This is a genomic window from Rhizobium bangladeshense (assembly GCF_017357245.1).
Lineage (GTDB): Bacteria > Pseudomonadota > Alphaproteobacteria > Rhizobiales > Rhizobiaceae > Rhizobium > Rhizobium bangladeshense.
The window spans coordinates 785,925-798,879 of record NZ_CP071612.1 but is presented as its reverse complement, the minus strand read 5'-3'; the positions used below and the strand labels follow the sequence as shown (position 1 = coordinate 798,879).

Below are 12,955 nucleotides of genomic sequence, written 5' to 3'. Positions count from 1 at the left end.
CGCCCGAACTAGCGCAACCCCAATGTGACCGACACCTGGACAAACGAAATACAGCATTGCCGATCTCTTCGGTTGACGGCGGGTTGGCGCAATGAGACTAGAGCTTTCCATTTATCAGATGTCCAAAGGGAAAAACATGATCTTGGTGACGGGAGGCGCCGGCTTTGTCGGTGCGAATTTCGTGCTCGACTGGCTCGCGCTTCACGATGAGCCGGTCGTCAACCTTGATGCCCTAACCTATGCCGGCAATGTTGAGAATCTCGCCTCCGTTTGGAACGACCCGCGCCACCTCTTCGTCAAAGGCAGCATTGCGGACTACGGCCTTGTCGAAGAACTGCTGCGCTCCCATCAGCCTCGCGCCATCCTTAACTTCGCTGCGGAAAGTCACGTGGACCGATCGATCCATGGGCCAGAAGAATTTATCCAGACCAATATCGTCGGCACATTTCGCCTGCTGGAGGCGACCCGCGGATTTCTTGCCTCCCAGAACGAGCAGTTCCGGGAGCACTTTCGCTTCCTTCACATATCGACGGACGAAGTTTATGGTTCACTTGCTCCCGCCGAGGCCGGCTTCAGCGAACATCGCAAATATGAACCCAACAGTCCTTATTCCGCAAGCAAGGCCGCGAGCGACCATCTGGTCCGCGCCTATCATCACACCTACGGCCTTCCTGTTCTGACGACGAACTGTTCGAACAACTACGGTCCCTATCATTTCCCAGAGAAGCTTATTCCGCTGGTTATTCACAATGCCCTCTCGGGGAAACAGATTCCGATCTACGGAGACGGGATGCAGATACGCGACTGGCTCTTCGTCAAAGATCATTGCAGCGCGATCCGACGTGTTCTGGAGAGAGGAGAAGTCGGGGAAACCTACAATGTGGGCGGCAGGAACGAACTGACGAACCTATCGGTCGTCAACACGCTTTGCGAGATCCTCGACGAATTGAGACCCCTGCCAAACGGGGCAAGCTACAGGGGCCAGATTTCCTTTGTACGTGATCGGCCAGGCCATGATCGCCGTTATGCCATCGATGCGGCCAAGATAGAGAGGGAACTGGACTGGCGTCCCAACGAGACCTTCGAGACAGGCATTCGCAAAACCGTCGAATGGTATCTCGCCAACGAAGCCTGGGTAGAGAACGTCACAAGCGGCAGCTACCGCCAATGGATCGACCGCCAGTACCAATAACAACTTGGGAAAGGCAAGGCTCTGTCCGTGTGCGTGACGTCAATACCTGATGAAATGGTGCAAGAAACTTATGACCGGGCGGGGTACATGGCGTTGCACCCATCTGCGCGCTTTAACCTTGAAAAAGGGGCGAAGGCCGCCGGAAAAGCCTGGAGAAATCATCCTGATCACCTTCAGGGCACACATGAGAGCGCGCTCGTACGCCTCGTAGACAGCGGTCGGCTCCTTACAAACGGAGGTGTAGAAAGCTGACAGCCGATCGAACATGCCGTTGGTCAGCAACTGAAACTGGTGGAAGTGATAAAAGATCAGAGGCGAACCATCGACCTCGATCCTGCCCGACGCATCCCGCGAAAAATGCAGCTTTTCGTAATTCCAGGGAGCAACTCCGGCTCCCGGATGCTCGATGATATGGCAATTTGGATAGAGATCCGGCCATTCGTCCAAATACTTCTGGTCGCCCATCTTGCCGTCTTCCAGGCGATAGTAGCACCATTCAATACATTGCTCGCGCCAGCGCGCAAGGCAGCGCATCCCCTCTTCATCGCGCCGGAAACTCACCCATTCAACACAGAAACGGCCGTTAATTTCGCGGTTCTGCAGCCGTGGGGCAAAACGGTGTTCAATAATCGCGATGGAACTATTGCCGATTTCCTCGAAAATCGGGGTGACCGGTGAATAGAACAGCAGATCGGAATCAAGGTAAGTGATGAAATCAATTTCCGGATGCTGCTCCAGCACGAAACTCGGCAGACACGGAGACAGGGTCCAGCAATATTCAGCCACGCCACGCGATTTCTTGGCTTCCAGAAGTTCCGGCGTCTCCATATCCGCAAGAGCGATGCAGGTGATGTAGGGCCTCTTGGAGGCGGTCAAAATCTCCTGCGTCTGCTGGTCCATGCAAAGCACGAAAACATGCGCGTCAGGACACCACCGGACGAGGCTCTCCATCATGGCCATCCCTTTGATGAGATAGCCGCTGTCGAAAAGGGTACAAAAATAAGTCGTCATGATTGGGATTGTTTCCTGCACAAATAGGTGCGGCTTGCATTGCCTTTGCTACTATCACGTGGATCGGCGCTCTCGTTCAGCGTGAAGCTAGCCTGGACTTCCAGGCCATGAACTCGAAACATGTCCAATAGCTGCGGCTCGGAAAAATGGATCTCTATGGTCTCGACGCCATAGGCCTGCTTGCGGAAATACTTGGTGGGCTCGCCATAGACAACAGGCGTACGATGAAAAATCACGTATTCCTTGGCAACACGGGCGCTCTCTGCAATGGCCGCTTCATAGTTGGGAATATGCAGCAGGCAACATCCCGAGACGACGACATCGAAAGCCTCATCCTGATAGCTGAGCCGCGTCGCATCCTCCACGTCGAACGACAGTGCCGGATAGGTGCTGCGCGCCATATCGATAAAAGCATCGGAATAATCGCAGCCGCGGTAGCGTAGCGGCAAGCCACTCGCATCAAGCACTTCGGAATAATATCCGCTGGAACAACCGATTTCGAGCAGCGAACCATTGGCCGGAAGATTGTCGATCCTGCGCAGAGCGGCGGCAAAAACATCGAATACATCGATGGAAGCGCCGTTGCGATATTCCTTCAGCTGGCGCTCGACAAGAGCCCTCTGACGGGCGGGTAGATCACTCGCTTTCCAAGATGCGGCAAGGCGCGAACTTTCGCTGTCGCGACGAGACGCATCTATTTCCACATAGTGAGACGATATCGATGTCGCCGGCGACAGCCGTTCACGCAATCGCTTCAACTGGCTCTTCACCCCTGGGAAGCGATTGAGACTCGCGCGCAGAAACGACATCAGCCCAGTTTCTCCAGATATCGTTCGAGGATCGGCACCAGTTCTGCCATTCTCGACTTGTAGGTGTGGTCCTTCAGCGTCCTTGCCTGACCGGCCTTCGCGATGGCATCAGCCTCGTCGGGGTGGTCAATATAGTAGCGGATGAGTTCTGTCGCTTCCTCGGGAGTGGAATAGGCAACCACTTCCTTACCCACCTCGAAAATCTCACCGAGATTATCTTTCCTGTCGGTTATCAGCAGCGATCCCACACCGGTGGCCTCATAGAGCCGCATGTTATTGGCGTTGTTTTCGGCGACATTGATGTGTCGGTTCATAGTGATCCGGCTGCGAGCCAGAGCGCGGTACATATCCGGGCCCCAGACTTCGCCATTGTGGCGTTTACGGATCGGAGAGGAGCGTGGAAGCGTCCTGGCGCCGTAGCCGAAAAACTGTATCGGCGTAGTTTCGGCAAGATATTCGAGCAAAGGGATCGCCTTGCCATGATGGCGGCTTATACCGCCGACAAAGCTCACCGGCACATCCCGTGGAACGTCCCCGAGGATTTCGAGCACCCGAGTGTCGAAGCCAATCCGGAAATATTCGGATTTGATACCCATCTCGTGAAAACGAGGCACGAAATGTGGGAAGGACGTCAGAATGAGGTCATATGGACGCAAGAAGCCGTCCGGCGGCAACGGACAAGCGATCTGGCCCACGATCAACGGCACAGTCTTTTTCAGCTCGGTCAAAGCATGAGGAGGAAAGAAGCTGAGATCCTGGCAATAGAGCACATCCGGCTTGAATGCTCGAACCCGCGCCATCGCAACCTCCAGCAATCCAGGCAGCGCCGCCAGGCGTGCCCCGATATAAGGCAACCTGAAGAACCGATGTGGCAGTTTCATCGCCCATGGGCTGAATGGTTCGTTGTTCTCCTTCGCCCAAGCCGATTGAAGCGGAACACAATTTCCAATGATATCGATGACTTCGCAACCTAGGCCCTTCAGGTGGCGCGAATAGAAGTCAGACGTGCCGAATGCGGCCTCGAGCAGAGAATCCGTCTGCCTTTGAGAGGAAGCCGACCTCAAATCCCGATTGCGACGATAATGGGTCGTTAGAAATCGGGAATAGTAGGTATCGAATACGGCAATCCGCATGACTCTAAATCCTAGTTCTTCGCCGCGGATAGTCGGAGTTCTACCAAGAGGCTATCGCCCTGACCTATTGCGTCCAGAGCCCGGTTCCCCAAGCCCAGCATGACACCGGCAAGGCGGGCGCCGCGCGAAGCCGCGACATTGCGGAGCTTTTGAATGAAGCTCGGCCGATTCTGAGAACTGCCGCTTTCCGACCAGGTACTGGACGCCTTTCCTTCCTGTCGCTGCTCCCGTGAGGTCTTGAGCTGAAGCACTGACCAGAGGTTGGGAGTGATCGTCCTGATACGCCCGACGTCGTAACCGGATTTTCGCGCCAGCAGGGCAAAAGAATTACGATTGAAGTGGTTCTGGTGGTACGGAATGTGCCAGTTGATCCAACGCTCCTTCCACAGTTTGCGGTGGAAGGAACCCGTGTTCGGGAACGCCAGTATGACGCGGCCGCCGCTGTTTAGCCGATCCTTCAGAGCCGCGAGCAACGCAAGCGGATCGGGCACATGTTCGATGACCTGGTTCAGCACGATGAGATCGAATTTCTGATCTGCGAACGGCACGTCATAGATATTGCCGATATGGACACGGAGATCATATCTTTCGGCAATGGTACGGACGTTCGGATCGGCCTCGACACCCCAGCATTCCACGCCGAGCTTACGCATCTCCAGAAGAGAAAGGCACGAACCGCAGCCGATATCCAATATCTTCTCCCCCGGCTTGGCCAGATAGTGTCCTTGGTTATCGGTACCGGCAATCCAACGACGAAGACCGGCGAACGGCTTCTCGACGAGAGCAGCCTCTTTCTCCAGCGCATCAAAATCGATCTCCCGACGGGGATAATAATTGCTGTAGAGCGCCGGCAGGTCTTCCTCCGTCAGCCGTGGCGCCGTCGACATGTGGCCACAGGAAACGCACCGATCTATCGAGTAGACGCCGGGGCAGCCATATCGGTCGTCGCTGATGCGCTCGATGAAGATTTGCATGTTCGATCCGCATGCGATGCAATGCTGATGCTGGCCGCCGCTCATATCGTTTCTTCCTTTCGTTTCGCCAATGACCTCCACGTCGAAAACGCGCGGCTGCACGAGAAATACGCCATGCGGATCGGCGCGCTGATACGTTGTAACGGCGACCCGACAAGCGAGTAGAAAATTAGACGCTGAAATACGTTGTGAGGCGAACGCCTGCCAAACAACCGTTTTCGCCATGAAAGCCTGGATGCGTCATTTCCATAGACTGGAGGCGAATAGACGATTGCCTTGCTGCTGACAACCAGGGGCACCCCCGCACGCGCAAAACGCATGGCAATTTCATAATCGGCCATATAGTGCGGCAAAAGGTAAGGCCGCATGCCGCCATATCTGCGAAACAGGTGCGCCGGATAGAGCGTTCCGCGACCACTCAACGCGTCGACACAATACTGGCCACTGGGCGATCGCTTTTCGGCTTCGCTCAATTCCGAGAGGAGATCCCAGACGGCAAGCCTGTTGACGTTCAGCTTTGCCCCTATGCTGACGAGAGGCGGATCCCGCCCCTCCTCATGAATCACGCTTCCGACGGCAGCGTCACCGTTTGCCCTGGATGTCTGCACCAATGTCTCGACATAATGCTCGCCGAACCAGGTGTCATTGTTCAGAAACAGGATGTAATCTTCCGTTTGACAGGACGGAAGCACGTATTTCAGCCCTTCCTCGATGGCTCCCCCCCACCAAAGATTGCCGTCGCCTCGGATTTCGACCACATCGCCCTGCGACTTCAGGTATTCTGCCGTACCATCGGTCGAACCGTCGTTGATAACGACGATTGTCAGCGCGTTGACGAGAGTTTGTCTCCTGAGAGCTTCCAACACCCGCCGGGTGTGTTCCAGACGATTGAAGACTGGGATAATGACGTTCACGCGCATCGCTGAATTTCCGGCTTTTCGAGAAACCAGCCAATGTAAGGCCATTCGTGCTGCTGCGGCGCTGGTGAAACGCCAATGCCCCAACGCTTCAGTTCTTGCAAGGGTGGCGGAGTCACGGAGCCAAATGTCCCGGCTGGCTGGAAACGGTCCAATACCTCATAGCCATGCCTGGCAAAACTATCATGCAGTTCATTCCCGTTTAGGAACCAGATCGGGTAGCTCGCGCTGTAGATCCACGCCGGCACACGCTGCACAAAAGGTTTGGCTGCGACATCGAATTGCGCCGCAGTCCTATCGATCAGGATGAATTTGACGCCGCCCGACAGCAGACTTTCCAGGCATTCAAGAGGATATTCAAGATATTGGAGAACGCCGGAAAGCAGAACAAGGTCAGGCTTCACGCGGTCAATCGCCTCCTCCAGACTGTCGGAAAAACTCAATCTGTCATCTTCAAATTCTGTTCGACCAGCGCTCACAAAATGTGGTTGCTCGACAACGCACCATTTCACATCCGCAAGATGCGCAAGTGCCGTTCGGTTCTGAAAATAGGAACTTCCCAACGCGCCCCCAATATCAACGACCCTCAAGCGGAGATCGGATCTGGATGCAACATAGAGAAGCCAGGCAAGCAGCGGATGGGAGTAGCTTTTCTCCGTGAAAATGACAGTGTCTCGCTCATATGCGGCTCGACCTTCGACAACTGCACGTGTCGCTTCAAGAACCTTGGCAAGAATGGCCGGCGCATCATATCCATCGGAAGCAGCCGCGGCTGAGCGCCAACTATCGTAAGGCCCGTCGAAAACAATGTTATGTCGCCGAAATTCGCTCCAAATGTCCTGTTCCCGCGCTTGAGGTGCTTCTCGAGTCACCTCAAATAAACAGTGGATTCCCGGCAGCGAAAAAGCAAACCGTCTCATACTTCAAACCAAGCTTGGAAAGGCCGTCGCTCAAACTCGTCCAGCGCGCCACCGGGCGTGGAATTGAAGATGTGGATATCATTCGCTCTCGCGATATTTGCAATGGCTCGATATTGTCGCCACAGCCGGGCCGCCTGCTGAAAGTCGTCGTGACGGTTCGTTGTTGGGGTGCCGTCCGCATTGACGGTGAAATCTTTCCCCTTTTGCACCTTGAGTTCGAACGCGTATTGGTAGGGCGATGAGAGGAAACGATCGTGGTCGACGCCGAGCAGGATGATCTCTTTGAAACCAAGATACATCGCGACCATCAGGGCCATCACCGGCACCGAATCGACACGCGGCACCGGTTTGGAGATATCGACGATATCCACCGATGGTCTTTCGTCAAAGCTTTCGGCGAGCACGAGATACCGGACTTTTCGTCCTGAAAACAGATTGTGTTTTCGAACCAGCTCCGCTTCCGTGGAACTGAGGAACAGCTCCGTCCTTCCCAAATGCGAATGCATCTCCTCAAACCAGCGGACCACGTCTTCCGATGTCATCAATCCGTAGGTAATTTGCGGAACGCAATGATACAGAGACTGGAACTTGTCGAAATCGGAGTGCAGGTAACCGTTGGAAACGGTTATGACATTTTCGCCTTGAAGCCGCGACAGATCCAAGCCCTTGACGCTCGGGCCATTGCCCAAAATAAAACAGCGGCCACCCGCGTGCAGCCCGGCAAGCGGTCTATTTTCTGCCAGCGATCTCGCGACATCAGCAGATAACTTGTGACGATTCCTTAGCCTGCGCTTCAACTCATGCACACCATAGGGGAGCAGCATGGAGCCAAAGGTCAAAATCTTTCTCAGGGCTGCAGCCACTTCACCACCTCGAAGACTTCGGCGAATTTTACGCCGATGCGCTGGCCGGCGTTCTCGGCTTCGTTGCGGAAAAAGCTCACCCATTTCCGCCCCGTGCGCTCCATTTCGGATTCATGGGCAAGAATCGCTTTTTCCTTCTGGTCCCAATGGGCGGTGATGTCGACGTAGAAATTCCCCCTGAAATCGACGGTCGAATGATACCAGTTGCTGCGATACATCAGGAGACGGGGCACGTGGCGGCAGCTGTGCAGCGACGCGCGCGACAAAGCGAGATGGTCATGATGGATGTCCCCGACCCAGTGGGTGTAGACCATGTCGATCTTCAGATCCTGCACGAGCTTCAGGATCTCGATGTTCAGCGGGTCGACGAACTCGATCTGGAGCGTTTTGAATTCGCCGCAAAACATCTTGTGGACGCCCAGGATTTCCATCGCAGCATCCGCCTCCGCTCTGGCGACCTGGCTGCTGCGGACGGATTGGTCATATTGGTTGGAAAAGCCGGATACGGTGGCGACATAGACGTAAACCGTATCGCCGTTTGCTGCATGGCGCGCCATTGCACCACCACAGCCCAGTTCCACGTCGTCAAAGTGGGCACCGATCGCGAGAATATTCATTTACAACTCCAGAGCAGGTCACGCGTGCCTGCAATACCACAATTCAGCAGTGTGTCGAGAATGCTGAGATAGGGAATGAACTCGCCGAACGGCTGTGGATAAACCGGATGGACGAAATGCTGCCATTCGACTTCGATGCCGGCGGCCTCGAATACTTCCGGCCGCATATAATCGCGTGCGCCAAGGCCGGAGAGATAGCGTGTCGCTCCCACTTTGCGCAGCAGTTCGACGAGCAACTCGTTCCTATGCCCTTGCGGGCTTAGTGTACTCGAGCGCACCGTTGGCATCGCAATTTCAAGCATATCCAGAATCCCTTCCAGGAAATGCATGTTGAAATCGGCCAACAGATCGAACCGCTTGTCATAGAGGCTCTCAATGCGAGGAAAAACTTCGCTCCAGCCAGCAGACTTCCGATAGTTTTCGCGAAGCAGGGAAAGGTTCTGGTCTATCCATCCAGTACCGGTCGCCAGTTCCACCTCGTTGATCGGGGTGCCGAAGCTGGGCTTTTTGATTCCGACAGTGAGCCAACGATCTCCCAGCGCGGTCTTTATCTTGTCACGGTGGGTCCAGCTTTTGCTCGTTCCGTGAACAAACTGGACATGGTCCAGAACGATATAGAGGTCGGCGTTCAGAAAACGCTGAAAAAAGCCGAGATAGGAGGCAAAGTCCGGCTGATGAATCACTGCTGTCAGGGTCATGCAGCCAACCTCTCCAGCAAATCGGCCACGCGACCCACCCCGCCAAGGTCGACCGTGGTCATGGCAGTCTCGCTCATGCTCCTGATGGGAATCGCCGTTTCCAGAACACCGAGATCAAATGCCGAGTGATGGCCGGCGAAGAACGCTGCGCCCGACTGTTCAAGAGCGCGGCCGACTGGTATTTCAAAAGGTTCATTGGCGATCACGACGCACGGCAAGCCGGCCGCACAGGCTTCGAAGGGCGTAAGACCGCCACCGGTAATTGCCAGATCGTGACCATACATCTCTGCCGCAAGCGAAGGCACCTGCTTCAACAGCCTGAACCGGTCCGGCGCAGCGGTCGCGACGACCACTTCTTCAAGCTCTGCCATGTTCTGGAAGCTAGGGCCCGTGACGATCGTGACAGGGAAGGGATTGCTGCTCAGCCATTTTGCAACGCGAACCGTCACGCCGTAAGTGTCGGCGCCGCCAAGTGTGACAAGTATAGATGCAAGCTTTTCCCGAACTCGGCGATATGTCGCGATTTCAGGATTGAGGATCATGTACTCCACCCCCAGCCGAACATCCCTGCCTTTCAGATCCTCCGTGTTTTCGAACAGGAGAGCGCAGATATTCAAGTCGGCAAGTTCCGCGCCATCACCACGATCATCGAAGGTAACAAGCTTCGCGTCCAAGCCCTTGATCGTCTCGGTATGGAGCCGCTGCGTATTAAGGCGGTCGTTGATCCAGATCGGAGAGGAAGCAGCGGCTTCCAGGAAATCCTTCTCCCATCCCGTCACGACGGCGAGATCATAAAGCGACACATCAAAACCGCGCTCGCGGATGATCCTCAACGAATTCGGATGATCGTTCGCCAAAAATCGGACCGTATGACCGCGGGTACGCAGCTCGGAGGCGAGCGTCAGCGACCGAAACAGATGGCCCATGCCACGTGCATGCGAACTTTCTATGCAGAAGACGAACATAGCCTGATTGCTTCTTCTGTCCCGAGCCAGGTTCCACCCGCCAGCGCTGCGAGTGCACAGGCACGTCTCCAGTCTTCCTCAGTATCCACCGTCAGGCGCAGATCCGGAGCGACTTTGGCTTGGGGCACCTCAAGCCGACCAATCTTGAACAATTCAGGCCGATCGGTGAAGTATTCATTCACGTGCTCGCGATGATGCGGCAGCCTCCCCTCGCGATGACTGCGCGTGAGGGCTTCGAATGTGAATATCTCGGCACCGACGCCGATAGGCAGCTGGCCGAACGCATGGGTATAGTCGAATCCATGTTTTTCGTGGAAGTCGATCAGTTTCTCGAGTTCATCGATGTCGGTGAAAGGATTATCTGCGGTTAACCGCACGATATCCGACATCCCAAGTGATCTTGCACATTCGAAATAGCGGTCGAGCACATCGGCTTCGTCGCCACGAAAGCAGCTTACTCCGTGCTCAAGGCACCAGTCTTCGATGATATCGTTCTCGCTGGCCGCCGATGTCGCAACGACAATCTTGGCCGGGCGCTTCAACATCTGAAGTCTACCAAGAACATGTGCGAGAAGGGGCTTGCCGGAGATGTCGCGAAGGACTTTGCCCGGCAGCCGCGTCGATCCCATCCGCGCCTGGATGATGATCCCAAGCATCACGCCAGATCGCTCCACTGGAGCACCGCGTCCGCATCGACGTCGTTTGCAACCCGGCGTCCTGCGAGAGCTTCGAAATGCTTCGGTTCAATTCCTGTTCCAGGCCGCTTGACGGAAATGTCGCCGGCTGAGATGACATGGCCGGCCTTGAGTGGTCGATTGACGACAACGCTCTTGCGATTGTTCAATCTCGTCGTCGCTTCGCTCGCAGCCGGCTCCTTGCGGCCACTGCCTTTCATGATCTCGAACGCGCGTATCGCGTCAACGAGCCATTTCATTTCCGCGGGATCAGCGGAAAGCATGTGATCGGGACCGTCGGCGGTCTTGTCATAGGTGAAATGCCTCTCGATGACGCGGGCGCCCATTGCGACCGCACACAGGCTTGCGACGGGGTTCAAGGTATGGTCGGAATAACCAACGTCGAGATCCGGAAACGCTTCCATCATCGTTTGCATTGCACGCAAGTTCACATTTTCCGGATGTGTGGGGTAACTTGTAATGGCGTGCAGCAGAATGAGCTTGTCATTGCCGGCCGCCTTTATTGCCGCGACGGATTCCCGAACTTCGTCGAGCGTCGACATCCCCGTCGACAGGATAATTGGCTTACCCGTTTTTGCCAGATAGCGGAGAAAGGGAATGTTGACCGCGTCGTCCGAGCCTACCTTATGGGCCCCCACTCCACATTTCTCCAGCAGATCGACATCCGTTTCATGTGAGGGCGACGAAAACCAGTCCAACCCATGCTCCTCGGCGTAGCGGAAAACCGCTTCGTGAAGGTCGTGTCCGATTTCATATTTACGGAATAGTTCGAACTGGGAGGTAACGCCAGTGTTCTCCATGTCGAACATCGCGTTGCGGCTCGACAGAGTCTCAGCGCGATAGGTCTGGAGCTTGACAGCATCGACCCCCGTCGCCTTCGCCTCGTCAATCAGGCGCCTTGCCTGATCATACGTCGTGAAGTTTCCGCCGATCTCAGCGATGATATAGCACCGATCAGGCCGGTAATTCCGGAACATCCTGTTACTCCCTGTAATTCACGACCGGCAAGGCCGCCTCGCTCTGACGGCGATCGCAGCCCTTAAACTATAGGCCTGGCGACGTCTGGCCGTACCGCGCGGATTTGGCCGCTTACTGTCCGATTTCCTGACTACGGTCGACGTAATTCCGCACAATGACCTGCCGGCCGCAAATCTCAGCCGTCTCGTCATTGGTCTGTCTCGGCAGATAACACCTGCGGCAGACCTCGCTCTTCAGGAAACCTTGCGGCTCCTTGTGCAAAGCGCGCACGGCGTTCATCTTTTCCCCGTGCCAGATCTGATGCACGGTCTCGGTGTTCGCATCGCCGATGACCTCGCGGTTTTCCTCGTCGTTCGAGCACTTCATGACCAATCCGTCGGCACCAATCACCAGGCGTTGGTACTGCTGCGGGCATGTGAAGTTGTCGAGATAGGCAATATCTGAATCGTTGCCGAGATAATCGATCAGCGGGTTGAAGGCGACCAGATCCACATGAGGCGCGAACGTCTCATAATAGAGATCCGGATTTTCCCGGATCGCCGGCCAGATACCCTGCACCTTGATGACAGGACGGTGGAGACCGCGCTCCTCCTTGTATTTCTTTATGTCCTTGATCTTGTCGAGCAGAGCTTCGAACTTGATCGGCTTGCGGATCCGCTCATAGGTCTCACCGGTGCCGTCGATCGAAACGGTGATCCAGTCGATGCCGGCATCGACGAGCTGGGCGAAATAATCCCTGTTGAGCTTGAAGCCATGGGTGAGAGTCGAGACCTCTTTGATCCCATGGTCCTTGGCATAACGCACGCAGTCGGCAAAGCGCTTGTGCAGCGTCGCTTCGCCGCGCAGCGACAGGCGGATTGCCGGAACCTTGCCACCGATCTCGTCGATGATGCGGCAATAGAGGTCCCAGTCCATCCGGGTCGTATTGACGTGCTTCTTGAACTCGTCGCTGATCGTATAGCACATCGGGCAGCGCAGATTGCAGATCGACGCCAGCTCCAGATCGACCAGCAACGGATAATCCGAAACCTGCTGGTTCAGGGCATATTCCGACCATTTGCGCCGGTAATCGGCGTATTCAGCTTCCCAACCCTCGCCACGGTATCTGTCGAACGCGGCCTCGCGCTCATCCGTGTCCATCGAGTAGTTGCCTTTGTTGATCGGAACGTAACGTTCGTTCAAT

14 protein-coding genes are annotated in these 12,955 nt (G+C 55.5%); 1 reads left to right on the top strand and 13 read right to left on the bottom strand.

The features are described 5' to 3' along the window. The first annotated feature begins 136 nt into the window (after positions 1 to 136). Entirely contained in the window at positions 137 to 1,192 is a 1,056-nt protein-coding gene (gene rfbB / locus J2J98_RS03830) for a dTDP-glucose 4,6-dehydratase (RefSeq protein WP_207602377.1), read from the top strand. 39 nt (positions 1,193 to 1,231) lie between these two features. Here rfbB and J2J98_RS03825 read toward each other — a convergent pair whose 3' ends face one another. The 13 genes from J2J98_RS03825 to J2J98_RS03765 form a co-directional block, all read right to left on the bottom strand. Beyond that, complete coding sequence (locus J2J98_RS03825) at positions 1,232 to 2,203, bottom strand: hypothetical protein (RefSeq protein ID WP_207602376.1); 972 nt, start codon at positions 2,201 to 2,203, stop codon at positions 1,232 to 1,234. Further along, a complete protein-coding gene (locus tag J2J98_RS03820; protein ID WP_138393883.1) occupies positions 2,200 to 3,012 on the bottom strand; it encodes a class I SAM-dependent methyltransferase in 813 nt (270 codons plus the stop codon). The genes J2J98_RS03825 and J2J98_RS03820 overlap by 4 nt, the downstream gene beginning before the upstream one ends. Continuing rightward, entirely contained in the window at positions 3,012 to 3,812 is an 801-nt protein-coding gene (locus tag J2J98_RS03815; protein ID WP_245296556.1) for a CgeB family protein, read from the bottom strand. The genes J2J98_RS03820 and J2J98_RS03815 overlap by 1 nt, the downstream gene beginning before the upstream one ends. 344 nt (positions 3,813 to 4,156) lie before the next feature. Beyond that, the gene (locus J2J98_RS03810; RefSeq protein ID WP_246569418.1) at positions 4,157 to 5,119 is read right to left on the bottom strand and encodes a class I SAM-dependent methyltransferase; all 963 of its coding nucleotides are present in this window, start codon (positions 5,117 to 5,119) and stop codon (positions 4,157 to 4,159) included. A gap of 41 nt (positions 5,120 to 5,160) precedes the next feature. Beyond that, positions 5,161 to 6,039 (bottom strand): glycosyltransferase family 2 protein, encoded by an 879-nt coding sequence (locus tag J2J98_RS03805; protein ID WP_138393886.1) that lies wholly within the window; start codon positions 6,037 to 6,039, stop codon positions 5,161 to 5,163. Continuing rightward, positions 6,030 to 6,956, bottom strand: coding sequence for a TIGR04325 family methyltransferase (locus J2J98_RS03800; protein WP_138393887.1), 927 nt, complete (start codon positions 6,954 to 6,956; stop codon positions 6,030 to 6,032). The genes J2J98_RS03805 and J2J98_RS03800 overlap by 10 nt, the downstream gene beginning before the upstream one ends. Next, positions 6,953 to 7,819 carry a motility associated factor glycosyltransferase family protein gene (locus tag J2J98_RS03795; protein ID WP_064710836.1) on the bottom strand — a complete coding sequence of 289 codons (867 nt, stop codon included), beginning with the start codon at positions 7,817 to 7,819 and terminating at the stop codon, positions 6,953 to 6,955. The genes J2J98_RS03800 and J2J98_RS03795 overlap by 4 nt, the downstream gene beginning before the upstream one ends. Further along, complete coding sequence (locus tag J2J98_RS03790) at positions 7,804 to 8,436, bottom strand: PIG-L deacetylase family protein (protein WP_207602375.1); 633 nt, start codon at positions 8,434 to 8,436, stop codon at positions 7,804 to 7,806. The genes J2J98_RS03795 and J2J98_RS03790 overlap by 16 nt, the downstream gene beginning before the upstream one ends. Beyond that, positions 8,433 to 9,134 carry a WbqC family protein gene (locus J2J98_RS03785; RefSeq protein ID WP_138393889.1) on the bottom strand — a complete coding sequence of 234 codons (702 nt, stop codon included), beginning with the start codon at positions 9,132 to 9,134 and terminating at the stop codon, positions 8,433 to 8,435. The genes J2J98_RS03790 and J2J98_RS03785 overlap by 4 nt, the downstream gene beginning before the upstream one ends. Further along, a complete protein-coding gene (locus J2J98_RS03780; protein ID WP_207602374.1) occupies positions 9,131 to 10,099 on the bottom strand; it encodes a PseG/SpsG family protein in 969 nt (322 codons plus the stop codon). The genes J2J98_RS03785 and J2J98_RS03780 overlap by 4 nt, the downstream gene beginning before the upstream one ends. After that, a complete protein-coding gene (locus tag J2J98_RS03775) occupies positions 10,081 to 10,755 on the bottom strand; it encodes a glycosyltransferase family protein (RefSeq protein WP_246569389.1) in 675 nt (224 codons plus the stop codon). The genes J2J98_RS03780 and J2J98_RS03775 overlap by 19 nt, the downstream gene beginning before the upstream one ends. After that, a complete protein-coding gene (locus tag J2J98_RS03770) occupies positions 10,755 to 11,771 on the bottom strand; it encodes an N-acetylneuraminate synthase family protein (protein WP_138393892.1) in 1,017 nt (338 codons plus the stop codon). Before J2J98_RS03770 ends, J2J98_RS03775 begins: the two co-directional genes overlap by 1 nt. A 112-nt stretch (positions 11,772 to 11,883) precedes the next feature. Then, a complete protein-coding gene (locus J2J98_RS03765) occupies positions 11,884 to 12,954 on the bottom strand; it encodes a radical SAM/SPASM domain-containing protein (protein WP_207602372.1) in 1,071 nt (356 codons plus the stop codon). Position 12,955 lies beyond the last annotated feature (1 nt).

Excerpts from the sequence above, each read along its gene's own strand:
- rfbB (WP_207602377.1), top strand. The coding sequence starts at position 137 with ATGATCTTGGTGACGGGAGGCGCCGGCTTTGTCGGTGCGAATTTCGTG.
- J2J98_RS03825 (WP_207602376.1), bottom strand. The coding sequence starts at position 2,203 with ATGACGACTTATTTTTGTACCCTTTTCGACAGCGGCTATCTCATCAAA.
- J2J98_RS03820 (WP_138393883.1), bottom strand. The coding sequence starts at position 3,012 with ATGTCGTTTCTGCGCGCGAGTCTCAATCGCTTCCCAGGGGTGAAGAGC.
- J2J98_RS03815 (WP_245296556.1), bottom strand. The coding sequence starts at position 3,812 with ATGGCGCGGGTTCGAGCATTCAAGCCGGATGTGCTCTATTGCCAGGAT.
- J2J98_RS03810 (WP_246569418.1), bottom strand. The coding sequence starts at position 5,119 with ATGCAAATCTTCATCGAGCGCATCAGCGACGACCGATATGGCTGCCCC.
- J2J98_RS03805 (WP_138393886.1), bottom strand. The coding sequence starts at position 6,039 with ATGCGCGTGAACGTCATTATCCCAGTCTTCAATCGTCTGGAACACACC.
- J2J98_RS03800 (WP_138393887.1), bottom strand. The coding sequence starts at position 6,956 with ATGAGACGGTTTGCTTTTTCGCTGCCGGGAATCCACTGTTTATTTGAG.
- J2J98_RS03790 (WP_207602375.1), bottom strand. The coding sequence starts at position 8,436 with ATGAATATTCTCGCGATCGGTGCCCACTTTGACGACGTGGAACTGGGC.
- J2J98_RS03785 (WP_138393889.1), bottom strand. The coding sequence starts at position 9,134 with ATGACCCTGACAGCAGTGATTCATCAGCCGGACTTTGCCTCCTATCTC.
- J2J98_RS03780 (WP_207602374.1), bottom strand. The coding sequence starts at position 10,099 with ATGTTCGTCTTCTGCATAGAAAGTTCGCATGCACGTGGCATGGGCCAT.
- J2J98_RS03775 (WP_246569389.1), bottom strand. The coding sequence starts at position 10,755 with ATGCTTGGGATCATCATCCAGGCGCGGATGGGATCGACGCGGCTGCCG.
- J2J98_RS03770 (WP_138393892.1), bottom strand. The coding sequence starts at position 11,771 with ATGTTCCGGAATTACCGGCCTGATCGGTGCTATATCATCGCTGAGATC.